A 23,523-nucleotide genomic window follows, 5' to 3' on the forward strand; every position below is an offset into this window, starting at 1 on the left:
CGTCCGGGTATCAACATAAGTCTCTGTAGCCCGGTGTTGGTGGGGAGAATCATCCCCTGGGACGCCGGACTTCATCAGCGGATAACTCCATACTGCCTTGATAGACGGACTTTCGTCTACGCGGTAATTCTTGCGCTTAGTTGAAATTTGCGTGGCGCACTATTGCCAAGAGCTCTTCCCGCAGGCCCTCGGAGTCCAGGTTGATGGCTGACAGCACGGTGTTCTCCTGACGGCGGGATTGCTCCAGCAGCGTCAGGCCCAAATCTGTAATTGACACCAGCTGGCTGCGCCGGTCGAATCGATTGGGCTGACGGTGGATGTAGCCTCGCGATTCGAGCCTGGACAGGAGCGGGCCCATGGTTTGGGCCTGCACACGGACGCTCTCGGCTAGCTTTCCCGGCGTGATGGGCCCTGCCTTTGCCACAGCGTCAAGGGTAAGTACCGCCGGGTACGTCAGTCCCAGCGGGCGCAGTTTGTCATTCCAAGCCAGTTCCACGAGCCGCGCCGCCGTGGACAGCAGCCGGCTGGTTGGCCATCGGTCCATATCAGGCAATCAGGCACCCCCGGGCTTTCAAATAGTCAGCTTCCTTACTAGGCTACATCAGCTCCACATCGGTCAAGCTGACAGCCGACCAGCGACGCGGCTCGCAGTAGGGGCACGACGGAGAATCTCGCCTTTGGCGGCACGACGGCGAATCTCGCCTTTGGCGGCACAGGCGATGGACTGGGGATTCAGGACAGCTCGAACGCCGAACGTCCCGCGCCTCGCTCGGCGCCGTGCACCTGCAGGGCATGGCGCATGGCTTGGCGGTTGTCTTCGGCAAGTTCAGGTTGGCTGGCGACGCGGTAGAGGTCCGCGGCCCACTGAAATTCATCGGCAGCCGCGCGGAAACGGGCTTCGTCGAAAAGCCGCCGGCCAATGTGGTGGCGAACGTAGGCCTCTTCTTCCGGTGTCCGGACCGTTCGGAGTGCTTTTTCATGGAGCACGGCGGCGTCGTGCCAGCGGTATTGGCGCTGATTGATCTGGGCAAGGACGAGCAGCAGCTCCCGGCGGTCAGTTGTATGGGGTAGCAGCTTGAAGCCTTCGTCCAGGGCTTCGGTGTCCCGGCCCAGCAGCGCCAGGTACCGGACGCGCTCCACCGGAGGACACTCGCCCGCCAAGGCAGCTTCCAGGGCTTGGCGGTCGACCACCACGTCGCGGAACGTCGCAGGGTCAGTACGCCAAAGACTTGCAGTATCTTCCACCGTGATGTGCCCCCCATAGGCTTGTTATGGAGCCAGCTGAGTCGCAGCGCTGTTCAATGTCAGGCTGCAGGAAACTCCATAATCTCATGAACGGTGGCACCCGCAAGCTCGTTCCGCTCTGACGGCATCAGTGAAGTTGGCTATCCGCGGGCGTAGCGCGCCAAGAGTGAAAAGGGACTGTCAGCCCTGCGCGTGTTGGTGCACAGGCGAACGGCCCGGCGACGGCGATCAAATCAGGTGCGAGCGGCACAACTCGTACCAGCTGGAGCTTGTTGCCGCCCGCAGCGGCCCGGATGGTCAGGGCGTCGCCCGAGCGGCTGATCCGCATGCGGACCCGCCCGCCGTTCCATAAGGGAACTGGCGCCAAGGACCAGTCCGAGAAGCCGTCCGTCACCACCGCACCCACTTGAGCGGCGCCGTCGGCGAATTCCACGCCGGCCTTGATCCAATGCTCGGCGCTGATGCGGACGAAGATGCCCGCTTGGTCGAACTGTTGGGAGAACGCGGCGGTGAACTCAACCTCCATGGCACTGTCCTGCGGGAAGGGCACGAGCAGCGCGTGCTCGGTGTCGTGGATGAATCCGTAGGACGTCACGCGCCAAGCGTCGCTGCTTTCGGCCGCAGTCACCAGAAGGTCACCTGCCTGCTCGACGACGGCGGCCGGCTGGTTGGTCCACTCGCCGCGGTTCCAGGGAATGTCAGTAGGCATTGGGCTCCTTGGTGTTGGTGAATCGCAAGGTTGCTTTAGGACTCTAGCGGTTCTTTCTGCACCGCGGAGAGAGGTCCCTGCTGAAACACAAAAGGGACGCTGGAGGCCAGTGCCAAGCACGGAATGATGACGGGCATGCGGAAGTGCTGCCGAGGTCGCTGGTGGCGGTAAGTGCCGTGGCGGCCAATGTGCGCACCACAATTGCCACCCAGGGTGTGCGTTGTCGGGGGAGAACCGCCCCGTCCCCGTCAGGTCATATTTTCGCGGGAGCGGGAGGGAATGGCTATAAGAATGCTGAGGGTTCAGGGGGAGCGGACTATTCCACCGCCTTTTAATAGGCAGCAGCCTTATTTAATTGCGAGGCTTCTGATACTTTCGGGACGACAAGGGTCCCTCTAAGACCCCAGTGCCGCCTTTGCCGACAGAGGAGAAGCCATGACATCCACTAATCATCCCACCGGTACTCGCACAATCATCCAACGGGCAGCTCAAATTGTCGGGGCCGTCTTTTTACTCGTCGGAGTCTTGGGCTTCATCCCTGGAATCACCACCAACTACGGGTCGCTGGCATTCGCCGGCCACGGCTCCGAGGCCCTTCTCCTGGGGATTTTTCAGGTGTCCATTCTCCACAACATTGTGCACTTGCTGTTCGGTGCCGCCGGCATCCTGATGGCCCGCACTCCAGCGCAAGCCCGCAACTACCTCATCGGAGGCGGGGCTGTCTATCTGGTGCTGTGGCTTTATGGCTTGGTCATCGATCAGAATTCCGCGGTCAATTTCGTCCCTGTCAACAACGCCGACAACTGGTTGCATTTCGTTCTTGGCGTGGGCATGATCGCACTGGGCGTCATACTGGGCCGTCAAATAGCAACAACCCGCTCCGGAACTACTACCGGACGGTAGATCACCCTTAGGGCTTTTCCTCGGATCGTGACGGGAAGGCTGTCGAAGAGATCTGCACTGTAGCGGTGTCCCGTTAAGGGGATTCTCCCGGCAGGGTGCTTATGTCCGCTCCATGACGATCAGCAGGATGCGAATCTTGTCCTCAGGACGCTGAAACAGTGCTGGCCTATTTCACGGTGAGGGTGCCTTTCATGTTGGCGTGGAAGATGCAGTGGTACTGATAGGTCCCTGGTGTGGTGGGGGCGGTGAGGGTGGCGGTGCCCGGTTTGATGGTGAGGTCGAACGCGGTGCCGGTGTCGGTGGTGAGGCTATGGGCTTCGATGTCTTCGTTGGTGACGGTGATGGTGGTTCCGGGGCTGACGGGCTCCGTGTCTTGGTATTTGAAGCCTTTGATCAGGATTTCAGCCGTGGCTGTTGGCGAAGGGCTCGCACTGGAGGGTGAGGGGGATCCTTCTGGTGCGGCAGGGGGAGCTGATGGGAATTCTTGTGTCAGTGTGGGGGCCGCTGTCGCCTCGGAGGCGGACGTGCCAGTGTTCCCGCAGGCGGACAGGACCAGCGTGACTGCTGCAGCGAGTGCGAGTGTGCTCCCGGTTCTGGCGGTCTTTTTCATGGGTGAACCTTTCAGTGAAACTGCTGGCGGAGGTATTACAGGGTCAGGGGTGTTCGATCCAGCAGGCCAGGATGGTGGTGGAGAGCTGATAGGCCAGGGCGTTCCTGGTGATGTTCTCGGGCCCGAGAGCGGCGGGCAGGTTTGAGGCATCCACGTGCAGGACGAAGCTGTCTTTTTGGAAAACGGCCGATCCGTTGGCGGTTTCGTAGGCGGGGAAGCCGAGGTTTGCCAGGCCCTCGATGGGTTTGGCGTCTTTGGCCAGGGCTTGTTCGACGTTGAAGTGCTCCAACGCAGCTGCTTTGTCTTTTGCTTCCTTGACGGAGATCTTCAGGGAGCCTTCGTCCAGGTGGTAGGTGCAGGTGAAGGTGTTGTCGGCCCAGTCGTTGATGATGTGGGGCTTGGAGTCCAGTTTCAGAATGGAAGTTAGCCGGTCCATGGGCTGGTCTCCGCAGACCATCAGGGACGCCTCGCTGGGCCCATCGGCAGCCGGGGTGTCTTGTGTGGGTGTGATTTGGCTGTGTCCGTTGGCGTGCCCTGTTCCTGTGGTGGAGGACGGCGGCGCACCTGCCCCAGGACTTGCCTCTGGGTCGGTGGCGGCATTGGCGGCGCAACCGGAGAGCAGCAGAGAAGCCAAGGCCAGTGCTGCCAGGAGCTGGTGTCGGTTGTTCATGTCGTGTCCGTCCGTTGGCCGTCCCGAGGGGGCGGTGGCGTGGTCAACTGATGAGTTTGGCGTAGATGACGTAGTTGTCGTCGAACTCTCCGGTGGTGGGGTTGTAGCCGTCGCAGGTGATCAGGCGCAGCTCCGAGCCGGAGGTGTTGCCATAGACCTCGAGGGTGGGGAAGCTGTTCTTGCGGTACAGGGCTCCGCGGTACACGGCGAACGCGGCTGTGCTGCCATCGGAACGGGTAACGCTGATTTGATCGCCGGTCTTCAGTTTTTGTAGATCGGCGAAAACACCGGTATGTCCGCCGAGGGCGTTCACGTGGCCGAGCATCACGGCTGGTCCGCGTTCTCCCGGGGTTGGGGAGCCGATGTACCAGCTCGCAGGTGCGCCCTGGCCGGTGTCCTGGGGAACCTTGAGCGAACCGTTCTCTTCCAGGCCCAGATGCAGAAGTTCAGTACTGACACCGATCGAGGGGACGGCCAGAGTCACGGGGGCGGAGGCGGGCAGCACCGCCGGCAACTGCTCTGCTGGCGTTGCGGGCGCGGCCGCAGCCGTGAGTGGGGGTGGCGGAGGTGTTGAGGGGGCAGGTGCTGCTGCAGAGGTTGGCGGGTCGCTCATCGCCGAAGCGGCCGGCGGGGTTTGCTGGTGCGCAGCTGGTCAGGAGCAGAAGCCCGCCTACCGCGGACGCAAGGAGTCGTCCGCGGTAGGTGGATTTCGTGATTGTCACAGTGATGATCCGGTCAGCTCGGGCCTAGGCTGCTGACTTGGCGGTGCGCTGGCGCCGTACCACGTACGCGCCGCTGGCCAGTGCTGCCAGAGCCAGTCCGCCGCCGAGGGCTATGGCCCCTGCGTCATTCCCTGTTTCCTGGGTGATGCCGGTCGCTGCGCCACCTGCCGGCATTTTCATCTGACCTGCCGTCAACGTCCCACACAGAGCCGGTGATGTTGCTGCCAGCGGAAGGGTGGGGGCGAGGTCTGACTTAGCCGCCTGGCCTGCAGCGCTGAGGGTCGCGGGGTCAAGACCATGCACGACCACAACAGCGGTACCGGCTTCCAGTGCCGCCTTGGTTTCAGCGTTCAGCTCGAACGTCCGGTCAACAGTGTAAGCAGCTCCCTGCCCGCCGACCTTCAAATCCAAGCCTGCTGCCGGGCTGGTGTCACCGCTGGTGGAGAGGGTGGTGACAATGCCGCCGTAGGACGGTGCGCCTTCGGTGGTGGAGATGACCTGATCGCCGTCTTTGTCAGCTGACGGGTCCGGGCATACGCCCATGGCGCCGCCGTGGATGTGCTGAACGTGCGGGTACGGGGCGTCCATGAAGGTCGCCGGCATGCCCGAAACGTTCAGGACAACATGGGCTTGGTTGCCCGTCACGTCAACGGAGATGGTGGCGGCACCGGTGCTGCCGTTAAGTTGGCCGAGGGTGGCCTGGTAGGAATTGTCCGCGGCCATCGCCGGTGAACCGAATAGGGCCAGTGCGCCCACAGCAAGAGTAGGTACTGCCATATAGCGAAGTGTCTTGTTCATTGGAAAGATCTCCTCATACACGCGCGGTGTGATGTTGGCGCCCCAAGGATAGGGGTCACAAGGCATTCGGCGCCGACCGCAGAAAGGATGGGTCCAGAAGTGACCGGAAACACAATGCCTTACCCAGCGGCGCTATCGCGCTTCGGCGCGGACGCTGAAACGCGGCGGCCTGGTGGTTGCTTGCGGTACTTCCGAACCACGCCGTAACCGACGAGCGACAATCCGCCCGCGACAGCTTCCGCTACTGCAGTGATGACCTTGGCCGTGTACCAGACCGGTTCATACATTGAGGGCAGCGGACCGATGGGCGGGACCTGGATGTACCGGTACACGATCACGGCGGCCAGGGACGAGAGGCCCACCACTGCTGCGGCTGCGAAGGACGTGCGTGATCCTTTCAGCAGCACGAACACCGCCGTCAGGGCAGCCGCTCCGGCCTGGACCAGGAAGAGGGTCCCTTGTCCGATGCCACCGGGGGCGGCCTGCTGGTAAGTGGGTGCGAGCTGAATGTGGATCACGGCACTCACGAACAGGGCCGCGGCGACGCTGACCCGCAGTGCCATCAGGGGAACGGCGCCCCTCCTTGATGACGCCAGGCGTCTCATTTCACTACCAGCGTTCCGGCCATCTGCGGATGGAACGTACAGGTGATCCCGTACTCGCCCGGCTCATCCGGGGCCTTGAAAATTACTGTGGCGCCGGCTGGCACGTCGACATCGAAGCCGCCTTTGTCCTTGGCGGTGACAGTGTGAGGGGCGCTGTCGGTGTTGGTCACCGCGATCATCGCTCCCGGCCGCACAGAAGCCGGAACTTCAAACCCGAAGTTCTTGATGGCAATGCTTGCCTCCCACGCCGCCGAAGCCGACGCGGCGGCCGAAGCAGTTGCAGCAGACGACGAAGGACCGCTGGGGGCACTGCACCCGGTCATCCCTGCCAAAGCCACTGCGGCAGCAACAACCAAGACCCGATTTATGGTTCTCATGACACACCTTCCAGTAAGGGATGTCCTCCACGCAGCCGAACGACACACGTCATCAGGAACTACCCCGCACACACTATTCGGAGCCCCCGTCACGAAAGACTGCCGAAGAATAGCTAAACCCGTCTTTGGGTGCCCAGGAGTATTCCAGTTTCCAAGGAACTGGTATAACAAAACCGCAGCAGAGCAGCGAGGTCCGCGTAGCGTGATTTCCTAGCGTGCAGGAAGGCGCGAGTACATGTACATGTCCTTGCGCTGGCCGCCGATCTCTAGCCAGCTTCAGCTTCTCACGACCCTTCACGCGGAGCCCCCTCGTGCAGCGCTCGGTGCCCATGAAGTGCAGCTGTAATAGGATCGGCTGTGCGGCGATAAGGGGAGTCCACATGACAGCGGGATCGATCAGCGAGTACATCGAACAGTACGACGGCGACGTACGGCAACGTCTGCTGACTGTGTACCAATTGATCCGGTCGGCCGTGCCGGACGAAGCTGAAGAGTCGATCAGCTGGCGCATGCCCACCTTCAAACTCGGCACTGAGCCATTGTTCTTCTTCACCGCAACGAAGAAACACCTCGGGTTCTATCCGGCTCCCGATGCCATCGCGCATTTCTCGGCACAGCTGAGCGAATATGGAACCACCGAGCACCTTGTCCAGCTGCGCCATGATGCCCCACTGCCCACCGAGCTCCTCCAGGAGATCATCGCGTGGCGGCTGCAGCAGCTGTCATCTGATGTGGGCTAGATACCCGGCACACCCAAACACGGGCCTGCCGGCTCTCGAAAGCGGTGATCTTCTGTAAGTCGAGGATGGTGCGGTTCTCGGGACCGGAGACGACCCCACCGGAAACACCGCTGGCGATGCGCGCAACGTTGTCGCCCGTCTCGTTGTAGATCTTGGCAATGACCGAGTGATCATCATCCGCGTAGTACTCCTGGCCGAAGATGGGTTCTTCCTCGGTTTGCACGGTCCAGCCAGCAGGCAGTTGGAAGGAGATGTGCCCGTCAGGGAACGTGAACAAGCCGACCTGCGGGTAGCTGGGGAAACGACGGAACGGCACAACGATGCCGTGTACGCTGAGCACAAGCGGCAGTGGCAACCGGGGGAGGGGATTAATTCAGCGTGCTTCGGGGGAAATAGGAATGCGTCGTGGAACCAAAATTGGATTTGCCCTGCTGGCATTGCTCACAATGACAGCAGCGAGCTGCGACGAAAGGCCTTTCACCCGCGATTACGCCCGGTCCGTTCCAAACTCTGTCATTCAGATCGGAGAGAAGACGGACAGGACCTGGGAGTACGTGGACGGGGATGGTGTATCGAGGGAACTCAATCCGTGCGAAGACTTGAGTCCATGGAACGCCGCCTACAGCTGCACCTCGCCTGACGGCACAGTTGAGTTGACCTTCTCTTCATCCAAACGCATGCGGACGCCCGCTCTCCACGTCGGCGGTGAAGAGGTGCCTCTCTACTGCATCAATAACGGAACGTGGGGCGATTCGTTGAGATTCTGCCTGCCGGTATCGGACCCTGCCGTCCCGCCCCAGCCGGTCCCTCGCCGCGATAAATCCTGACCGCTTGCCACCAGCAAAGGTGATGGTTCCAAACGACGCAGCTGATGTCTTGGCAGTGAACCTACTGAGTGGCTTGAGGACGCGGGCGCGATCGAGCGTCCGTAGATCGTGGCGAACGGCGAGAAGAAGAGCGACAAGGTCGATCGGGCTAGACTGTGCGGATCAGGACGGATTGGGGGATCCCGTGCGAGTTGTTGTCGCCGTTCCGCTGGTCGGTCGCACCAGCGAACTGAGGACACGGCATGAACTTCTTCGATGACTTCCCGAAGCTTGAGCCGGGGGAACGCCCCAGGAACGTGAAATTTGTACCGCCACCTTGGGGCGGCCCGCCACAGGACGAACTTCCCACCGTCCTGAACGTCGCCCGGTTTCTTCACCGCGGCCCCCACCTCGTTTTGGTGGTCAAGAGTGCCGAGGTTTTCAGTACCGGTTGTTTGTTCGAAGTGGCTTGGATAATTCAACGGGATGAAGAGAACGACGAGGAATGGTCCGCCCTTCACTCGTCAGTTTTTCAACATGGACCGGTGAGGGGTCCGAGCAGCGCGGCCCTGCAGTTGCTGTTCGGCGTTGAGCTCCGCGATGGCACCCGGGCAAGGACAACTGTCTTTGGCATGGGCAACTTCATGGATCCCAACAATCAGCCAGACGCTCCGGCGCTGTCATTCCGCGGTGGCGGGGGCAGCGGCGGTGACGATGAGCTCTCGTCGTCGGGAAAATTATGGCTGTGGCCACTGCCGGCTGACGGAGAAATCCGGCTGCTTGCGCAGTGGAAGCGGCTCGGCATCGAGGAGTGTTCCATCGCGATTGACGGTAGCAACTTCAGCGCTGCCGCAGCCGGCGCGCGAAAGTTCTGGCCGTAGCGCGAGCCCGGGACTAACGCGTACGACGGCGTTGCTGCCGCCACCTCACTGCCGAAGATGGCAGCACCCTACGGAACAAACCTGTAGCCCATGCCCGGCTCGGTGATCAGATGCCGGGGGTTGCCCGGCTCCTTCTCAAGCTTGCGCCTGAGCTGTGCCATATAAACGCGGAGGTAATTTGCTTCCTTAGCATAGGCGGGTCCCCAGACCTCCGTGAGGAGTTGCTGCTGGGTAATGAGCTTGTCCGGATTCCTGAGCAGGATGTCCAGAATGTTCCACTCCGTCGGGGTCATTCGAACGTCCAGCCCTGACTTGGTGATTTGTCTCTTGTTCAAGTCCACGGTGAACGAGTTGGTTTTCACGGTGGTGACTTCTTCGCCGGTGTCGTTCCGGCGACGCAGCAAGGCCCGGAGCCGCGCCAGGAGTTCATCCAGTCCGAAGGGCTTGGTGATGTAGTCGTCCGCTCCGGCGTCCAGGGCCTCCACTTTGTCGCTGGACCCATGTCTGGCGGACAGTACCAGGATGGGTAGGGAGCTCCACTCCCGCAAGGCATAAATGACGGCGGCGCCATCCATATCCGGTAGGCCCAGGTCCAGGATCATCACCGCGATGGGCCGTTGGGCGGCTGAGCGAAGTGCCGATTGCCCGTCCGTTGCCGTGACCACCGTGTACCCCTGGCCCTTCAGAGTGATGGCGAGCGCCCGGACGATGTGGGGGTCATCGTCCACAACAAGGATGGTGTTCACTAATTGCCTTTCGGGGCGGGCAGTACGGGAATCTCAGGAGTCGTGAAGCGTTGTGGTGTGTCAAAGGAGGGGCCTGTGGAAAGGGGCAACCTGATCAACATGGTCAGCCCGCCGCCGGGTGTTTCTTCTGCGGTGAGCGTCCCGCCCATGGCTTCGGTAAAGCCCTGCGCCACAGCGAGTCCTAAACCTACGCCCGTGGCTGCAGGTACGTCGTCGAGCCTTTGGAAGGGTTGGAACATCTTGAGCACATTGGCCGCGGGTACACCTTGGCCGTGGTCGATGATGCGGAGTTCACCGGCTGGCCTGCCAGCCAAAGGCGTAGTGCTGAGACCGCCGGCGGCTCCCACAATGACCACGTCCGATTCCGGCGCGTACTTCACCGCATTTTCAACGATGTTGGCAATGACCCGCTCCAGCATGCCGGCGTCAGCGTCCACTGTGGGCATGTTCGGTGGCAGGTCTACCCTGACCCTGCCAGGTGTGATGCCGTGCAGGGCTGCGGGAATGACGTCATACCAGCGGGTGGGTTTGATGAGGGCGTTCACGGAATCCGAGGTGATGCGGGACATGTCCAGCAGATTGCCTACCAGCCCGTCCAGGCGATCGGAGCACTCGTCGATGGTTGCCAGTAGTTCCTCTTCTTCCTGTTGGGTGTACTTAACACCTGGTTGACGAAGGCCTCCCACTGCGAGTTTGATGCCGGCCAACGGAGTGCGCAGATCATGGGAGACGGCTCGCAGGATGGATGTCCGCATGGTGTTGCTCTCGGCCAGGCGGATGACTTCACGGCGGGTGGCTGCCAGTTGGCGGCGTTCAAGCAGCGCAGAAAGGTGTGCTCCGAAGGCGCCCAGGAGTCGGCGGTCGCTGGCTGGCAGGACCCTGCCGGTGAGGACAAGCCGGGTATTGCGGTCAACTTGCTCAGTGTTTTCAGTATCGTCGGGGTCAGTCTGCGGCTTGCCTGCCGATGCCACCAGCTGCCAAGCTGCGCCGCCTGAGGAAGAATCGGTCCTCTCCGCGGTGGAAACGTATAAAGCAGCTGTGTGGACCTGGAAAACGTCCAACGCCTGTTCCAAGAGACCTTGGACGGGGTCTTCCGCGGTAGACGCTCCGCGGGTGAGATCCCCGAGCGTGGCTGCTTCAGATCGCGCCCTCGCGGCTTCCTTTGAGCGCCGCGCCGAGAGGTCCACCACCACGGCCACAGCGGAGGAGACTCCCGCGAATACAAGGAGGGCCAGCAAGTTTTGGGGATCGTTGATAGTCAGCGTCCCCAGCGGCGGAATGGAGAAGTAGTTCACCAAGAGGCTGCTCAACAGGGCGCCCAGGAGTGCAGGCCAGAGGCCACCGACCAAGGCGACTGCCACGGAACCGGTGAGCTGGATGAGGACTGCCGTAGCGATGTTGTGTGATGGCGCTGCTGCCAGCAACAGCTGCAGCAGCACCGGCACCACAACGGCCATGGCAAATCCCACGGCTATCCGCAGACGCCCAAGGTCGCGCTTCCTGGTGCGTTCCACGCCACGGCCTCCCAAGGGATGGGAAACCATGTGGACATCAATATCGCCTGAGCCCCGGACCACCCGGCTTCCAACCCCACCTGTCAGGAAGCTGGCTGGGAGCTTGTGGCGGGAAACGCCCACCACTATCTGGGTAGCATTCACGCTGCGCGCAAAGTCGAGCAGCGCCTTGGCGGGGTCTTCACCGGAAACCGTGTGGTAACTTCCGCCGAGGTCCTTGATCAAGGTTCTCTGAGCTTCCAGATCTTGCGGTGATTCTGCTGCCACACCATCGGCAGCGCGGACGTGCACGGCCAGAAGGTCGCCGCCGTTTACCCTCTTGAGAATTCGTGCTGCCCGCCTGATGAGCACTTCGCCCTCGGCGCCGCCAGTGAGACCAATGACGATGCGCTCCCGCGCAGGCCAGCTTTCTTCGATTTGGTTCTCAGCCCGGTACCGCGCCAGTCCTTCATCCACGCGATCGGCGAGCCAGAGCAACGCCAGTTCGCGAAGTGCGGTCAGATTTCCTACGCGGAAGTAGTTCGACAGTGCTGCATCGATCTTGTCTGCAGCGTAAATCTTGCCGTCACCCAGGCGCTGCCGCAGCAGTTCCGGTGAGATATCCACCAGGTGGATCTGATCGGCGCGGCGCACAACCTCGTCGGGGACTGTTTCGGCTTGCTTCACATCGGTGATCGCATTGACCACGTCGCCCAAGGAAGCCAGATGCTGCACATTCACCGTGGACAGGACATTGATGCCTGCCTCCAGCAGCTCCTCTATGTCCTGCCAGCGTTTATGGTTGCGGCTGCCGGGAATATTGGTGTGGGCGTATTCGTCCACGATCGCTGTGTGCGGGCGCCGGGCAAGGACCGCATCCAAGTCCATTTCCTCGAAGGTGCTTCCTCGGTACTCGATGACCCGTGGCGGCAGCAATTCCAGCCCGTGAGTGAGGGCTTGCGTATCGGCGCGGCCGTGGTGCATGGCGAACGCCACCACCACGTCCTCGCCCCGGCCCAGCAATCTGTGTGCTTCTTCGAGCATGGCGTAGGTTTTGCCGACGCCCGGTGCAGCCCCTAGAAAGATCCTCAGTGTCGCCCGCGCCATGTCCTCATTCTTCCACTCCGAAAAGGCGGCTAGTCTCGGCTTGCAGCGAGGCGGGCAATGTCCAGGTTCAGCAATGTCACGTTGACTGAAGGCTGGCTCAAGAACGCCTCGAGACCACTATTGGTTTGCTTGTCCACCAACTCCTGAACGTCTTGTGTTTCCAGCCCATGGGCCCGGGCAACGCGCGGCACTTGGATGGTGGCGTAGTCCACCGAAATGTGCGGATCCAGCCCCGATCCGCTGGCCGTCACGGCGTCCGCTGGAACCTCCTGAGGGCTGATGCCCTCGGCAGCCGCAACAGCTGCACGGTTGGTGGTCACAGCCTCCAGAAGTTTGGCGTCGTTGGGTCCCAGGTTGCTCGCGGAGGATGACGCAGGGTCCCACCCCACCGCGGATGGCCGGACATGAAACCATTGGGGGTCCTGCGTTCCCGAGTCATCGGCGGCAGCCTGTGCGATGAGCGCGGACGCTGCTGGTTGACCGGCGGGATCCTTCATTATGGAACCGTTGGCTTGGAAAGGCGCAGCCAGCTGCCCGGCGCCGAAGACTGCAAGGGGGTAGAGCAATCCCAGGACGATAGTTGCCAGCAGCAGGAACCGGATGGCGGTGCCTGCTTGGCGTAGGTATCCGGAAATGGTGTTCATATGTGGCTCCTAGCCGATGCCTGGGATGAGGGATATGACCAGGTCTATGAGTTTGATGCCAAGGAACGGCGCAATCAGCCCGCCCAGGCCGTAGAGCAGCAGATTCCGGCCCAGGGCTTGGTTGGCGGAAACCGCCCGGTATTTCACGCCGCGCAGCGCCAAAGGCACCAGGGCGATGATGATGAGGGCGTTGAAGATTACCGCAGACAGAATGGCCGACGCCGGACTGGCCAACCCCATGATGTTCAGCAGCCCAAGGCCTGGGAACGCTGCGGTGAAAAGGGCCGGGACGATCGCGAAGTACTTGGCTACATCGTTGGCAACGGAGAAAGTGGTGAGGGCGCCGCGGGTGATCAGCAACTGCTTGCCAATACCCACAATGTTGATCAGCTTGGTGGGGTCGGAGTCGAGGTCCACCATGTTCGCCGCTTCTTTGGCGGCCGGTGTACCGGAATTCATGGCGACTCCGACGTCGGCCGCTGCCAACGCGGGGGCATCATTGGTGCCGTCACCGGTCATGGCCACCAAACGCCCTTCACCCTGTTCACGGCGGATAACGTCCAGTTTGTCCTCGGGCGTGGCCTCCGCAACGAAGTCGTCGACGCCGGCCTCGGCCGCGATCGCTTTAGCGGTCACCGGGTTGTCACCGGTGATCATCACCGTGCGGATACCCATCTTGCGCAGCTCGGCGAAACGCGCTTTCATACCGGGCTTGACCACATCTGCCAGGTGCACGGTCCCCAAAACCCGCGCGCCGCCGTCGTGCGTTTTCTCGGCGACCAGCAACGGCGTGCCGCCTTGAGCAGAAATCTCCTGCACGCGCCGCTGGACTTCGGCTGGAAGGCGGCCGCCGGCGTCGGTGACGAAATTTCCGACGGCGGACGCCGCACCTTTGCGGATGAGGCGCCCGTCCAGGTCCAGGCCGCTCATGCGAGTGCTGGCCGTGAACTCCACAATCGCAATATCTGCGTAGCCGTTGCGAAGCCCGGCCAGATCGGGGCCGTTGATGCCTTTGGTGTCGGCAAGCTCCACAATGGAGCGACCCTCCGGCGTTTCGTCCGCCAGGCTGGAGAGCCTTGCGGCGCTGATGAGTTCGTTCAGCTCTACGTTATTGGCCGGGAAGAAGTTGACGGCCCGGCGGTTGCCGTAGGTGATGGTGCCGGTCTTATCCAACAGCAGAGTAGTGATGTCGCCGGCTGTTTCCACCGCCCGTCCCGAGGTGGCCAGGACGTTGTGCTGCACCAATCGATCCATGCCCGCTATGCCGATGGCCGGAACCAAAGCACCGATGGTGGTGGGAATCAGGCAAACCAGCAGCGCCACCAGCACGATAGGAGATGGCGTCGCATCCGCCAGGGAGGCGAAGGGTGCCAAGGCCATGGTGACCACCAGGAACACGATGCTCAGGGAGACGAGGAGAACATGCAGGGCGATCTCGTTGGGGGTCTTTTGCCGGACGGCGCCCTCAACCAGCTTGATCATCCTGTCGATGAAGGTTGCTCCAGGCTCAGCAGTAATACGCACCACGATCCTGTCAGAGAGGACCTTGGTGCCGCCGGTGACGGAAGACCGGTCGCCTCCGGACTCCCTGATCACGGGCGCCGATTCGCCGGTGATGGTGGATTCGTCCACACTGGCCAATCCCTCAATGATTTCGCCGTCAGAGGGGATGACATCCCCGGCCTCGCAGATGACTACGTCGTTGAGCAACAGGTCCGTGCCGGCAACTTCCTTTGTGGTTCCATCTTCAAGGCGAAGCCGGGCCATCACGCCTTTGCGGCTTGCACGGAGGCTGTCTGCTTGGGCCTTGCCGCGTCCTTCGGCGATAGCCTCCGAAAGGGTGCCGAACAGCACCGTCAACCAAAGCCATGCCGTCACGGCGATGCCGAAAACGTCAGGCTTCAGGAAGCAGATCACCGTGCACGCCGCTGCACCCACCAGCACCACGAACATCACGGGGGAGTGGATCATTTGCCGCGGAGCCAATTTCTTGAAGGCCACGGGAAGGGCGGCCCGGAGCGTGGATGCGTTGAGCTTTGCCGGCGCCTTGCTGTGGTGGCCGGGCTCACCCGGGGCAGGAGTGCCACTGGTGTAGACGGGCGATTGGGTCTCCGCGGCCGAAGCCGTGCTGGAGCTGGTCATTTGATAAGTCCTTCTGCGAGGGGGCCCAGGGCCAAGGCGGGGAAGTAGCTCAAGGCGGTCAGGATTACTGTCACGCCCAGCAGCAAAGAGCCGAACAACAGGCCGTGGGTTGGAACTGTTCCGGACGAGGCCGGAATTTTTCTTTGCCGCGCCAGCGAGCCGGCCAGTGCAAGGACCAAGGCGATGGGCAGGAACCGACCCAAAAGCATGGCCAACCCCAGCAGCGTGGACAGGTAGGGGCCGGAACTGGTGATGCCACCGAAAGCTGAACCGTTGTTGTTGGCGCCGGAGGTGAACGCGTAGAGCAGTTCGCTGAATTGATGCGGCCCTGACGCCGGAGCGTTAGCCATCACATCGGGGAGGAGTGACGAGATTCCAGCAAGCACCAGCACCAAGGTTGGGGTGACCAGGATGTAGAGGGCCGCGAGCTTCATTTCGCGTGGTCCGATCTTCTTACCCAGGAATTCCGGGGTCCGGCCCACCATCAGCCCTGCAATGAACACGGCAATGATGGCAAGGAGCAGCATCCCGTAAAGTCCGGATCCTGTTCCGCCCGGAGCTACTTCGCCAAGCATCATGTTCAGCATCGCGATGCCGCCGGCCAAAGGAGGCAGGGAATCGTGGGCGACGTTGACGGCGCCGGTGGACGTGAGCGTAGTGGAGGCAGCGAAGATGGAGCTCGCTGCCGGCCCTAGCCTTTGCTCGAAACCTTCTCCCAAACCACCGGCTGCTGCCGTTGCGGTTCCCTGTCCGGAAGAGACCGCCCAAGCCATCAACACGGTGGACGCCAGCCACAGCGCTCCCATGACACCGGCCACAGTGTAGCCCTGGCGTTGGTCACCCACCATCCGCCCGTACATGTAGGGCAGGGCGGACGGGATCAGGAGGATGAGGAACACTTGGAACAAGCTGGTGAAGACGCTCGGGTTTTCAAAGGGGTGGGCAGAGTTGGCGTTGAAGTAACCGCCACCATTGGTACCCAGGACCTTGATCGCTTCCTGGGAGGCGACAGGACCGCCGGGAATCAGCTGGCTGGCACCGGTGGCTGTGTTGGCGACCTCTGTGGACCAGAAGTTCTGCACGACGCCGCCAATCACCAAGGCGATAGCCGCCACGGTGGCGATGGGCAACAGGATGCGGAACGAGGCGCGCGTAAGGTCCACCCAGAAGTTGCCCAGCCGGTCTGTAGCGGTCCGCACAATGCCGCGAATCAGGGCTACTACCACCACGATTCCGACGGCGGCGGACAGGAAATTCTGCACGGCCAGCAGGCACATCTGGACAAAGATGCCCACCGTGGCCTCAGGTGCATATGTTTGCCAGTTGGTGTTGGTGACAAAGGAAATGGCCGTGTTCATCGCAACCCATGGGTCCACGCCGGGAAGGGAGTTGCTGCCGGGCAACACGGCCTGCAGGCGCTGAAGAGCGAAGATCACCAAGATGGATATCAGCGAGAAGAGCAGAACGCTGCGCAGATATACAGACCAGCTCTGTTCAGTCCCGGAGTCCACCCCGGCCACACGGTAGATGACCTTTTCCGGTTTGGCGTGTTTGGTACTTGAAAAGACCCGCGCCATATACAAACCCAAAGGCTTGTGCAGCAGTGCCAGCACAAGTACCAGTAGGGCTACCTGGGTGACGAAGGATGCGGTACTGAAAACCACCCGCCGTCACCACTTTTCCGGGTTGAGCAGCACGGCCAGCAGGTATCCTGCAACGGCCATGCCAAGAACGAACAAGCCCGCCCACATGATGGCATCCACGTTCATTGCCCGCTCACCGGGCCGTCGCCGTCCACCATCTTGCCAAAAAGGTGGGTCACCCACAGTACGATTCCCATGCTCACCACAAGAATCACCACAACAGCCACGTCGGCCACTGGAACGTCCTTTCATCAGTGCCCCTTTTCGGGGCTGATGTCAGTCAACTCCTGTAAAAGCGGCGGAAAGGCGTTCCTTACGGTTCCTTAATGCGAACGCAGCAAATCTTAACGCGCTCTTAACGGCCCGGCGTTAAGGATTCGTCAAGAAATCTCGGCTTCCCCACCGGTGGTTGGTCGTCGGTGCTAATTTCGGCTCGGGGTGTAACGCTGATGAGCTGCGCCCGAAAGGGGATCTTGTGAACAAACATTCTTGGGTGCATCCCGGATGACGCGGGCGCCGGAAAGACTGCCCACGTCTGAACGCCCCATGATCGGTCGCAGTTCGGTGCTGAAGGCCCTTGGTCACGAAGGGGAACGCGCGAAGACAGCGCTGCTACATCCGGTCCGCTTGGTGCCACTGGCGTTCCTGGCCGTGATCATCGTTGGTGCGGGAATATTGATGCTGCCAATATCCCGGACCGGCGGCGGCGAAGAGATCGTCACCACGGCGTTCTTTACTGCTGTCTCGGCTGTCTGCGTCACCGGTCTCATCACCGTGGACACTGCCACTTTTTGGACCCCGTTCGGGCATGCGGTGATCATGGTTCTCATCCAAGTGGGAGGCTTCGGGATCATGTCCCTGGCAACCCTGCTGGCCCTGTTCGTCCGCAAGACCATCGGCCTGCGGGGCCAGCTAGTGGCCCAATCCGAAACCCACACGCTGAACTTCGGTGACGTTAAATCTGTACTGTTCCGGGTTCTGAAGATTATGGCTGTCTTTGAGGCCATCACGGCGCTCATCCTGACCGCACGCTTCTGGATCGCCTACGACGACAACCCCGGCACAGCCCTCTGGCACGGCACATTCCACGCCGTCTCCGCGTTCAACAACGCAGGCTTTGCCCTGTACAGCGATAATCTCATCGGCTTCGCGGAAGACCCTTGGATCATCGTCCCCATCTGCGCCGCCATCATTGCCGGAGGACTCGGTTTCCCGGTAATCATCCAATTGTTTAGGGACCGTCCCAAGTTTAAGAACTGGACCATTCACCTCCGCTTGACCATTTTTGGTTCATTGCTTCTGCTGACAGTGGGAGTAGTTCTGTTTGCTGCCTTTGAATGGAATCGTGCAGAGACCCTTGGGCCGCTGAGCTTTGACGGGAAGATATTGGGCTCGTTGGCGGGCGGCGTGTTTCCGCGAACGGCAGGTTTCAACAGCATCGACTACGGGGTGGCCACCCCGGAAACACTGATGATCACCAACGTCCTCATGTTCATCGGCGGCGGGAGCGCAGGAACGGCCGGCGGTATCAAGATCACCACCTTCTTGGTTTTGGGTTTCGCGATCTGGAACGAGATCCGCGGCCGCGAGCAAGTCACTATTGCACACCGCTCCATTAGTGCCTCTACCCAACGGCAAGCTCTCACCGTTGCCCTGCTGGGCGTCGGAGCGGTCATCCTGGGGACACTGCTGCTCCTCATGTCCACGGACTACAGCCTGGAAAAAGTGCTCTTCGAAACCATCTCTGCCTTCGGAACAGTCGGCCTGAGCACAGGAATCACCTATAACCTGCCTCCCACTGCCGAGTGGGTATTGATGGCCCTGATGTTCACCGGGCGTATCGGCACCATCACGGTGGCTTCAGCCATCGCGCTGGCCTCCCGGCCCAGGTTGTTCCAACTGCCCGAAGAGCGGCCCATCATCGGATGACACTTTCAGGAGGAAAAACGAAGCGCTGAAGGTCGCACCACAATTAGAGGCGCGCCCTCGGGGGTGCCTCGCTTTGCTCCGGGTCCTTCTCCTGCGCGGGTTCACGGGCTTCTCGGCCACCATGGCGTTCTGCCCGGTGCAGCCCAATGAGCATCGTCATGATGACTCCCACCCACATCACGGCCGCAGCCAGGACAAAGCCCATCAGAACCAGAGCCTGCATGAGCGAAGTCTATCCATACCCGCGCCGACAGAGGGTTCCGACATCCATGCTGCGACAACTCAAGGAAATGAGCCCCCACAGCAAGTAGCGGGCTCTCGGATCAGGCTAAAAGACGAGTACCGAGTACTCGTGCACGGAGCGTGAGACCGGTCTTTACTGAACACAGCGGCTCAGGAACGACCTCCAATAAACCCCCAATATTTGGTGGTTGTACGATCCGCGGGCCGGGGCCGGACAAGGTACCCAAATACAATTGTCCGGCCCCTCGCCCTAATAAACCCTCGCTGTTGCGTGTACTCATCGCCCCGCGGAAATCAGCCCCTACTCCTACGCCAGGATCATCCAAGAGCAGCACCTCGCGCTCGCAGTCCGCGTGCCGAGTGTTAGGCTCAGCTCAAATTGGGGTATCTGGGCAGTTCTGGGGGGATCATGGGAACTTTTCGTGCATTTGCGCTGAAATCAGCGGCTCTTGCCGTGTTGGTGGCGGGCTCCACACTGGCAGGCGTAGCACCGGCCACGGCTGAAGAGGGCGGCGGGTCCACAGCATCTACAAGCGAGTTTGTGCCGTTGATGCATGGAATGCCCAACGTGGGATCCGAGCTGACAATAGGCCGATTCTTCACCCGTTCCTGCCCCGTGACGGAGGAGGCCCCGCATGGGTTCACCATGGAGTGGCTCAGTAACGGTGTGCCCCTGCCTGCCGACAGGCAAGGCGAATTCCTGAAACTCATTCCAGCGGATCGCGGTAACCGCATCTCCTTCACTGCTCAATCCTCTTGTAGGGAAGGAACGGTGTATCACAGCGCTGAAACACTGCCTATCGCCGCGTCCAACCGTGCCATGGGCTGGACAGGGCGCGGAAACCCTGAGCTCTTGGGCCGCACCGACGACGGTGACCTTGTCCTGTACCCCCGGACGTATGAGTCCACTTGGAGATTCTGGGACATGTCCTTCGAGGGGCGCTATTACAGCAGCTCCTGGGACGAGCCGAGAGTAGTCGGAACGGGCTGGGACACCTTCGATGTTGTGTTCTCTCCGGGGGACTTCGACGGTGACGGGTTCAACGACGCCATCGGCCGTGACCGCTATGGAAACCTGCACCTTTACCCCGGCGACGGAGACGGCGGCTGGCTGGCGCCCTCGCAAGTCGGCTCAGGCTGGAACATCTTCGATTCCATCGTGGGTCCCGGGGACTTCAACGGGGACGGGAACAACGACGTCCTCGCCCGCGACCGCCATGGAAACCTGCACCTGTACGCCGGCGACGGCCAAGGCGGTTGGCTGGAACCCTCGCAGGTGGGCGCAGGTTGGCAGATCTTCAACAAAATCAGCGCCCCCGGGGACACCAACGGTGACGGAGCAGTGGACATCTTCGCCCGCGACAACAGCGGTGTCCTCCACCAGTACCCGGCAGACGGGCGGGGCGACTGGAGATCCCCCGCTTTAGTGGGTTCTGGATGGGGTGCCATGACCGAGATCAGCGGCGCCGGCGTGTTCGACCGGGACTATGTCACTTACAACCCCGCCAATGCCGGGCGCGGACCGAGGAATGACGTCGTCGCAATAGATCAAGAAGGCGACCTACGGCTGTACAGCGGTGCCTACCCCTACGACACCGGCCTCTACGAGGTTGGCGAAATCGGCACGGGCTGGGACATTTTCAAAGACCTGATCTGATTCCCGGACGTTTCATCGTGAGGACGATTTCCACACACCTCAAAATTACTTAGAAAGTAGTACCCAAATGAACACCTGGGGGTGACGCGCACGGCGCCGCGGCAGACGAGGCTTGATGCCAAGGGGCGCATGGTGTGCCCTGGGAGAGGCACGGTTGAAGAGGTCTGTTAGGAAGTTGCTCGTGGGGGTCACCGCGGTTGGTGCGGTGCTGGCGGTCGGCTTGGCGACCACCACAGTGGTGAATGCAGTGGCCAGCGAGGGGGAGAGCCACCGGATCGAATCTTACGGGCAGAAGGTGTCGGTAGACGGTGCCGAGATGAACGTCCTGGTCACGGGTGCCGGGCAGGAGAACGTGGTGCTTTTGCCCGGATTTGGCACGTCGTCGCCCGTCCTGGACTTCGGGCCGCTGGTCAAGGCCCTCGCCGAGGACCACCGGGTGATTGTGGTGGAGCCCTTCGGTTACGGCCTGAGCGACGGCACGAACAAGGAGCGGACCACGGAGAACATCGTGCAAGAGGTCCATGAGGCCCTCGATGCGCTGGACATTGACCGCTACACGTTGATGGGTCACTCCATTGCCGGCCTCTACGGGATCGAGTACGCCGCCCGCTACCCGGAGGAGGTGACGGCGTTCGTCGGCATCGACACAAGCGTCCCCGGTCAGCCGGGGACGGACCTCCAGTTCCCCACAGGCCTGATGTCCGCGGCGAAGAGTCTCGGTCTGCTCCGGCTGATGACCGCTGCCTCCTACGCCAATGAGACATCCAACTACACCGACCACGCCCGTGAGCAGATGCAGATGCTCACCAACCGGAACTCCCTCTCACCCACCTACCTCAACGAGATGGGCCACATCAGAACCAACTTCGAACGTGCGCTGGGCGCCAGCTTCCCGAAGGATCTGCCGCTGCTGCTTTTCGTGGTCGCGGAAAACAAGAACACCCCGGAGTGGCTCGAGCTGCACCACCGCCAGGCCGCGAGCGTCACGAATGGGACCGTGGTGCCACTCTTCGGCGAGCACTATCTCCATCACACGCACGCGGGGGAGATCGCGGATGGGGTTAGGGAGTGGGGGACCGCACAGGCGCTGGTAGGTCAGTAGCACGAGGTTGCGGCGTAGCACAGGCAAGCTCGTACCGGCGGGCTGCTGAGCGTACTCTGGCCCCATGGAGTCCGGGGTCAGGAAACTCTCCTTGAGCACTGGGATCAGTGTCTCCTGTTACGTGCAGGGTCGCCTTCCGGTGATAGCCGACGACGGCGGCGCGCCGCTGCTTCTGCTGCATGCCTGGAGTGAATCCTGGGGGAGTTTTGGGCGGCTGATTGCCTCGCTTCCCGATCTCACTATCGTGGCACCGGACCTTCGAGGCCACGGCGGCGCCGATAAACCCCGCGGCGGGTACTTGCTGTCCGAAGTAGCAGAGGATGTTGTCGCGGTACTTGAGGCTCTGGGCCTAGCACGCGCCCACGTGCTTGGTTCCTCCAGCGGGGGATACGTGGCTCAGCAACTGGCCGTCATGCGTCCTGATCTGCTGGCCTCGCTGGTCTTGGTGGGAACTCCACTGAGCCTGCATACGCGACCGCCGTTTGCGGATGAGGTGGATGCCCTGACCGATCCAATTTCAGAGGAGTGGGTTAGGGATTCTTTGTCCTGGTATCGCTTGCTGCACACAGTGCCTGCGGCCTACATAGAGGATCGGGTACGGGACGGTCTGACAATGCCTGCGTCCATCTGGAAGGAATCCCTGCGCGGCTACTACCAAGCCGTCCCGCCGACGGAAGCAGGCAACATTTCCGCACCCACGCTCATCCTCTGGGGAGCCCACGATCATCTGGTGCCGCGGCAACACCAGGAAACTCTCGTGAGCCGCATCCCCGGCGCACGCCTGATGATCTACGACGAGACCGGTCACCTGGTGCTGTGGGAGTGCCCGGAACGGGTGGCGGGGGACGTGGTGGCCTTTCTCGGCAGCTTTTGAACGACGTAGGCGCGTCTGTTCTCTTCGATGCGCTTCCAAGGAGCCGCACCCTCGAGTGGGGCTAGCTTGTCCGATTAGCGGGTCAGTCGTTCCAGCTCTGCAAGAAAGTGTTCGTTGACCGCCTGAGTGTAATGGTACGGCTGCCGGCCCCATTTGTGATCGGTGGCGGCCATAGGGGCACCGCCGGGGTAATCGATGAACTTAACCCCGGGTGTCTTTTCCATCTCTTTGTAAAGGTCGTAGAGCAGTCTGTTGTTCCGGTCGAACCAACGTGATCGAGGGAATGCCACGCCGTCTGTGTCCACAGTTGCCCAGTACACGCGGTTGACGACGATCTTGGACGGATCAACGGTCTCAACGAGCGTTCGGAGGCCCTGAAGACGCCTCTCAAACCCTATGTCGCTCCAAGGTTCATGTACGTCGGCCGGATCGACTGTGTATCCCGTCGCCTTGAGCTCCTCCGACGCTGTTATCGTCGTTCCCCCGAGCTCGATAGTACTCATTCGCTCGTCAATGAAGTCGACCACTAAGACGTCGTATGGGGTAGACGTGAGCAGTCCAGCAAGGGACTTGTTGATGTCGGTCTGAAGCATTCGCCTTTGAAACTGGCTCTTAAGTGAGCCAATATCCGGAAGGGGAGTGCCAGGGCCGAGAGGCTCACTAAAGGCACTGCCGAGGGACGATCGAGCGAAGTAACCTTGGAGCTCGAAGTCACTTGGTTTCTCAAACGGATCCCGGGATACGCAGCTCCCGTAAATGAAGACTGATGGCACTGAGTCAGCCTACACGAGCTCCGGGATGCTGGGGCTCTGCCTGCGAGGAGATCCCGCTCTCGTCTATATAAATTACGAAAGACGAAGACCTTGTCGAGTAAGGA

At 61.3% G+C, this 23,523-nt stretch carries 26 protein-coding genes; 8 read left to right on the forward strand and 18 right to left on the reverse strand.

The features are described from left to right. Positions 1 to 136 precede the first annotated feature (136 nt). The 3 genes from AC0J5Z_RS07385 to AC0J5Z_RS07395 form a co-directional block, all read right to left on the reverse strand. Complete coding sequence (locus AC0J5Z_RS07385; RefSeq protein WP_475038492.1) at positions 137 to 544, reverse strand: MarR family winged helix-turn-helix transcriptional regulator; 408 nt, start codon at positions 542 to 544, stop codon at positions 137 to 139. Positions 545 to 732: 188 nt separating this feature from the next. After that, on the reverse strand, positions 733 to 1,245 hold the full coding sequence (locus AC0J5Z_RS07390) for a hypothetical protein (RefSeq protein WP_475038493.1): 513 nt from the start codon (positions 1,243 to 1,245) through the stop codon (positions 733 to 735). A gap of 127 nt (positions 1,246 to 1,372) precedes the next feature. Then, a complete protein-coding gene (locus AC0J5Z_RS07395; protein WP_475038494.1) occupies positions 1,373 to 1,954 on the reverse strand; it encodes a DUF1349 domain-containing protein in 582 nt (193 codons plus the stop codon). Between the two features lie 435 nt (positions 1,955 to 2,389). Here AC0J5Z_RS07395 and AC0J5Z_RS07400 point away from each other — a divergent pair, with 435 nt between their 5' ends. After that, the gene (locus tag AC0J5Z_RS07400) at positions 2,390 to 2,857 is read left to right on the forward strand and encodes a DUF4383 domain-containing protein (protein WP_475038495.1); all 468 of its coding nucleotides are present in this window, start codon (positions 2,390 to 2,392) and stop codon (positions 2,855 to 2,857) included. A 166-nt stretch (positions 2,858 to 3,023) separates the two neighbouring features. Here the strand turns inward: AC0J5Z_RS07400 and AC0J5Z_RS07405 are convergent, their stop codons facing one another. The 6 genes from AC0J5Z_RS07405 to AC0J5Z_RS07430 all read right to left on the reverse strand — a co-directional run bounded on the left by AC0J5Z_RS07405 (position 3,024) and on the right by AC0J5Z_RS07430 (position 6,639). Next, positions 3,024 to 3,467, reverse strand: coding sequence for a cupredoxin domain-containing protein (locus tag AC0J5Z_RS07405; RefSeq protein ID WP_475038496.1), 444 nt, complete (start codon positions 3,465 to 3,467; stop codon positions 3,024 to 3,026). 43 nt (positions 3,468 to 3,510) lie between these two features. Continuing rightward, positions 3,511 to 4,137, reverse strand: a complete 627-nt coding sequence (locus tag AC0J5Z_RS07410; protein ID WP_475038497.1) for a hypothetical protein — start codon at positions 4,135 to 4,137, stop codon at positions 3,511 to 3,513. Positions 4,138 to 4,180: 43 nt separating this feature from the next. Next, positions 4,181 to 4,750: a sortase domain-containing protein gene (locus AC0J5Z_RS07415; RefSeq protein WP_475038498.1), complete on the reverse strand. Its 570-nt coding sequence runs from the start codon at positions 4,748 to 4,750 to the stop codon at positions 4,181 to 4,183. Positions 4,751 to 4,883: 133 nt separating this feature from the next. Continuing rightward, entirely contained in the window at positions 4,884 to 5,657 is a 774-nt protein-coding gene (locus tag AC0J5Z_RS07420; RefSeq protein WP_475038499.1) for a hypothetical protein, read from the reverse strand. Positions 5,658 to 5,776: 119 nt separating this feature from the next. Next, the gene (locus tag AC0J5Z_RS07425) at positions 5,777 to 6,262 is read right to left on the reverse strand and encodes a hypothetical protein (RefSeq protein ID WP_475038500.1); all 486 of its coding nucleotides are present in this window, start codon (positions 6,260 to 6,262) and stop codon (positions 5,777 to 5,779) included. Next, complete coding sequence (locus AC0J5Z_RS07430; protein WP_475038501.1) at positions 6,259 to 6,639, reverse strand: cupredoxin domain-containing protein; 381 nt, start codon at positions 6,637 to 6,639, stop codon at positions 6,259 to 6,261. The genes AC0J5Z_RS07425 and AC0J5Z_RS07430 overlap by 4 nt, the downstream gene beginning before the upstream one ends. Positions 6,640 to 7,019: 380 nt before the next feature. Between AC0J5Z_RS07430 and AC0J5Z_RS07435 the strand changes: the two genes are divergently transcribed. Next, positions 7,020 to 7,379 carry an iron chaperone gene (locus tag AC0J5Z_RS07435; RefSeq protein WP_475038502.1) on the forward strand — a complete coding sequence of 120 codons (360 nt, stop codon included), beginning with the start codon at positions 7,020 to 7,022 and terminating at the stop codon, positions 7,377 to 7,379. Here AC0J5Z_RS07435 and AC0J5Z_RS07440 read toward each other — a convergent pair. Beyond that, entirely contained in the window at positions 7,336 to 7,719 is a 384-nt protein-coding gene (locus tag AC0J5Z_RS07440; protein ID WP_475038503.1) for a hypothetical protein, read from the reverse strand. The genes AC0J5Z_RS07435 and AC0J5Z_RS07440 overlap by 44 nt on opposite strands. 58 nt (positions 7,720 to 7,777) lie before the next feature. Between AC0J5Z_RS07440 and AC0J5Z_RS07445 the strand changes: the two genes are divergently transcribed. After that, positions 7,778 to 8,206, forward strand: coding sequence for a hypothetical protein (locus AC0J5Z_RS07445; protein WP_475038504.1), 429 nt, complete (start codon positions 7,778 to 7,780; stop codon positions 8,204 to 8,206). Between the two features lie 242 nt (positions 8,207 to 8,448). Next, a complete protein-coding gene (locus AC0J5Z_RS07450) occupies positions 8,449 to 9,066 on the forward strand; it encodes a hypothetical protein (protein WP_475038505.1) in 618 nt (205 codons plus the stop codon). Positions 9,067 to 9,134: 68 nt separating this feature from the next. Here AC0J5Z_RS07450 and AC0J5Z_RS07455 read toward each other — a convergent pair whose 3' ends face one another. The 6 genes from AC0J5Z_RS07455 to AC0J5Z_RS07480 are packed head-to-tail and all read right to left on the reverse strand — an operon-like array spanning position 9,135 to position 16,967. Further along, complete coding sequence (locus AC0J5Z_RS07455) at positions 9,135 to 9,812, reverse strand: response regulator (RefSeq protein ID WP_475038506.1); 678 nt, start codon at positions 9,810 to 9,812, stop codon at positions 9,135 to 9,137. After that, complete coding sequence (locus tag AC0J5Z_RS07460) at positions 9,812 to 12,412, reverse strand: DUF4118 domain-containing protein (RefSeq protein ID WP_475038507.1); 2,601 nt, start codon at positions 12,410 to 12,412, stop codon at positions 9,812 to 9,814. The genes AC0J5Z_RS07455 and AC0J5Z_RS07460 overlap by 1 nt, the downstream gene beginning before the upstream one ends. Positions 12,413 to 12,441: 29 nt before the next feature. Next, positions 12,442 to 13,056, reverse strand: a complete 615-nt coding sequence (locus AC0J5Z_RS07465; RefSeq protein WP_475038508.1) for a potassium-transporting ATPase subunit C — start codon at positions 13,054 to 13,056, stop codon at positions 12,442 to 12,444. Positions 13,057 to 13,065: 9 nt separating this feature from the next. Then, positions 13,066 to 15,198, reverse strand: a complete 2,133-nt coding sequence (gene kdpB, locus AC0J5Z_RS07470; protein ID WP_475038509.1) for a potassium-transporting ATPase subunit KdpB — start codon at positions 15,196 to 15,198, stop codon at positions 13,066 to 13,068. Continuing rightward, positions 15,195 to 16,862 carry a potassium-transporting ATPase subunit KdpA gene (gene kdpA / locus AC0J5Z_RS07475; RefSeq protein ID WP_475038510.1) on the reverse strand — a complete coding sequence of 556 codons (1,668 nt, stop codon included), beginning with the start codon at positions 16,860 to 16,862 and terminating at the stop codon, positions 15,195 to 15,197. Before kdpA ends, kdpB begins: the two co-directional genes overlap by 4 nt. Positions 16,863 to 16,868: 6 nt before the next feature. Then, positions 16,869 to 16,967 (reverse strand): potassium-transporting ATPase subunit F, encoded by a 99-nt coding sequence (locus AC0J5Z_RS07480; protein WP_475038511.1) that lies wholly within the window; start codon positions 16,965 to 16,967, stop codon positions 16,869 to 16,871. Positions 16,968 to 17,387: 420 nt separating this feature from the next. Here AC0J5Z_RS07480 and AC0J5Z_RS07485 point away from each other — a divergent pair, with 420 nt between their 5' ends. Beyond that, positions 17,388 to 18,770: a TrkH family potassium uptake protein gene (locus AC0J5Z_RS07485; protein ID WP_475038512.1), complete on the forward strand. Its 1,383-nt coding sequence runs from the start codon at positions 17,388 to 17,390 to the stop codon at positions 18,768 to 18,770. Positions 18,771 to 18,813: 43 nt separating this feature from the next. Here the strand turns inward: AC0J5Z_RS07485 and AC0J5Z_RS07490 are convergent, their stop codons facing one another. Then, positions 18,814 to 18,993, reverse strand: a complete 180-nt coding sequence (locus AC0J5Z_RS07490) for a hypothetical protein (protein ID WP_475038513.1) — start codon at positions 18,991 to 18,993, stop codon at positions 18,814 to 18,816. 429 nt (positions 18,994 to 19,422) lie between these two features. On the opposite strand from AC0J5Z_RS07490, the gene AC0J5Z_RS07495 reads away from it, so the two are divergent. The 3 genes from AC0J5Z_RS07495 (at position 19,423) to AC0J5Z_RS07505 (ending at position 22,646) form a co-directional block, all read left to right on the forward strand. After that, positions 19,423 to 20,670, forward strand: coding sequence for an FG-GAP repeat domain-containing protein (locus AC0J5Z_RS07495; protein WP_475038514.1), 1,248 nt, complete (start codon positions 19,423 to 19,425; stop codon positions 20,668 to 20,670). A 181-nt stretch (positions 20,671 to 20,851) separates the two neighbouring features. Next, positions 20,852 to 21,772, forward strand: coding sequence for an alpha/beta hydrolase (locus AC0J5Z_RS07500; protein ID WP_475038515.1), 921 nt, complete (start codon positions 20,852 to 20,854; stop codon positions 21,770 to 21,772). A 91-nt stretch (positions 21,773 to 21,863) separates the two neighbouring features. Next, complete coding sequence (locus tag AC0J5Z_RS07505) at positions 21,864 to 22,646, forward strand: alpha/beta fold hydrolase (protein WP_475038516.1); 783 nt, start codon at positions 21,864 to 21,866, stop codon at positions 22,644 to 22,646. A gap of 74 nt (positions 22,647 to 22,720) precedes the next feature. On the opposite strand, the gene AC0J5Z_RS07510 is transcribed toward AC0J5Z_RS07505, so the two are convergent. Beyond that, positions 22,721 to 23,419, reverse strand: a complete 699-nt coding sequence (locus AC0J5Z_RS07510) for a DUF6270 domain-containing protein (RefSeq protein ID WP_475038517.1) — start codon at positions 23,417 to 23,419, stop codon at positions 22,721 to 22,723. Positions 23,420 to 23,523 lie beyond the last annotated feature (104 nt).

The organism is Paenarthrobacter sp. TRD_SC_7 (assembly GCF_056156245.1).

What these genes read in the sequence shown, in the direction of transcription:
- AC0J5Z_RS07405 (WP_475038496.1), bottom strand. Translation starts at nt 3,467, where the DNA reads ATGAAAAAGACCGCCAGAACCGGGAGCACACTCGCACTCGCTGCAGCA.
- AC0J5Z_RS07400 (WP_475038495.1), top strand. Translation starts at nt 2,390, where the DNA reads ATGACATCCACTAATCATCCCACCGGTACTCGCACAATCATCCAACGG.
- AC0J5Z_RS07435 (WP_475038502.1), top strand. Translation starts at nt 7,020, where the DNA reads ATGACAGCGGGATCGATCAGCGAGTACATCGAACAGTACGACGGCGAC.
- AC0J5Z_RS07490 (WP_475038513.1), bottom strand. Translation starts at nt 18,993, where the DNA reads ATGCAGGCTCTGGTTCTGATGGGCTTTGTCCTGGCTGCGGCCGTGATG.
- AC0J5Z_RS07445 (WP_475038504.1), top strand. Translation starts at nt 7,778, where the DNA reads ATGCGTCGTGGAACCAAAATTGGATTTGCCCTGCTGGCATTGCTCACA.
- AC0J5Z_RS07495 (WP_475038514.1), top strand. Translation starts at nt 19,423, where the DNA reads ATGGGAACTTTTCGTGCATTTGCGCTGAAATCAGCGGCTCTTGCCGTG.
- AC0J5Z_RS07425 (WP_475038500.1), bottom strand. Translation starts at nt 6,262, where the DNA reads ATGAGACGCCTGGCGTCATCAAGGAGGGGCGCCGTTCCCCTGATGGCA.
- AC0J5Z_RS07450 (WP_475038505.1), top strand. Translation starts at nt 8,449, where the DNA reads ATGAACTTCTTCGATGACTTCCCGAAGCTTGAGCCGGGGGAACGCCCC.
- AC0J5Z_RS07420 (WP_475038499.1), bottom strand. Translation starts at nt 5,657, where the DNA reads ATGAACAAGACACTTCGCTATATGGCAGTACCTACTCTTGCTGTGGGC.
- AC0J5Z_RS07410 (WP_475038497.1), bottom strand. Translation starts at nt 4,137, where the DNA reads ATGAACAACCGACACCAGCTCCTGGCAGCACTGGCCTTGGCTTCTCTG.
- AC0J5Z_RS07385 (WP_475038492.1), bottom strand. Translation starts at nt 544, where the DNA reads ATGGACCGATGGCCAACCAGCCGGCTGCTGTCCACGGCGGCGCGGCTC.
- AC0J5Z_RS07460 (WP_475038507.1), bottom strand. Translation starts at nt 12,412, where the DNA reads ATGGCGCGGGCGACACTGAGGATCTTTCTAGGGGCTGCACCGGGCGTC.
- AC0J5Z_RS07430 (WP_475038501.1), bottom strand. Translation starts at nt 6,639, where the DNA reads ATGAGAACCATAAATCGGGTCTTGGTTGTTGCTGCCGCAGTGGCTTTG.
- kdpB (WP_475038509.1), bottom strand. Translation starts at nt 15,198, where the DNA reads ATGACCAGCTCCAGCACGGCTTCGGCCGCGGAGACCCAATCGCCCGTC.
- AC0J5Z_RS07465 (WP_475038508.1), bottom strand. Translation starts at nt 13,056, where the DNA reads ATGAACACCATTTCCGGATACCTACGCCAAGCAGGCACCGCCATCCGG.
- AC0J5Z_RS07395 (WP_475038494.1), bottom strand. Translation starts at nt 1,954, where the DNA reads ATGCCTACTGACATTCCCTGGAACCGCGGCGAGTGGACCAACCAGCCG.
- AC0J5Z_RS07415 (WP_475038498.1), bottom strand. Translation starts at nt 4,750, where the DNA reads ATGAGCGACCCGCCAACCTCTGCAGCAGCACCTGCCCCCTCAACACCT.
- AC0J5Z_RS07480 (WP_475038511.1), bottom strand. Translation starts at nt 16,967, where the DNA reads ATGAACGTGGATGCCATCATGTGGGCGGGCTTGTTCGTTCTTGGCATG.
- AC0J5Z_RS07485 (WP_475038512.1), top strand. Translation starts at nt 17,388, where the DNA reads ATGATCGGTCGCAGTTCGGTGCTGAAGGCCCTTGGTCACGAAGGGGAA.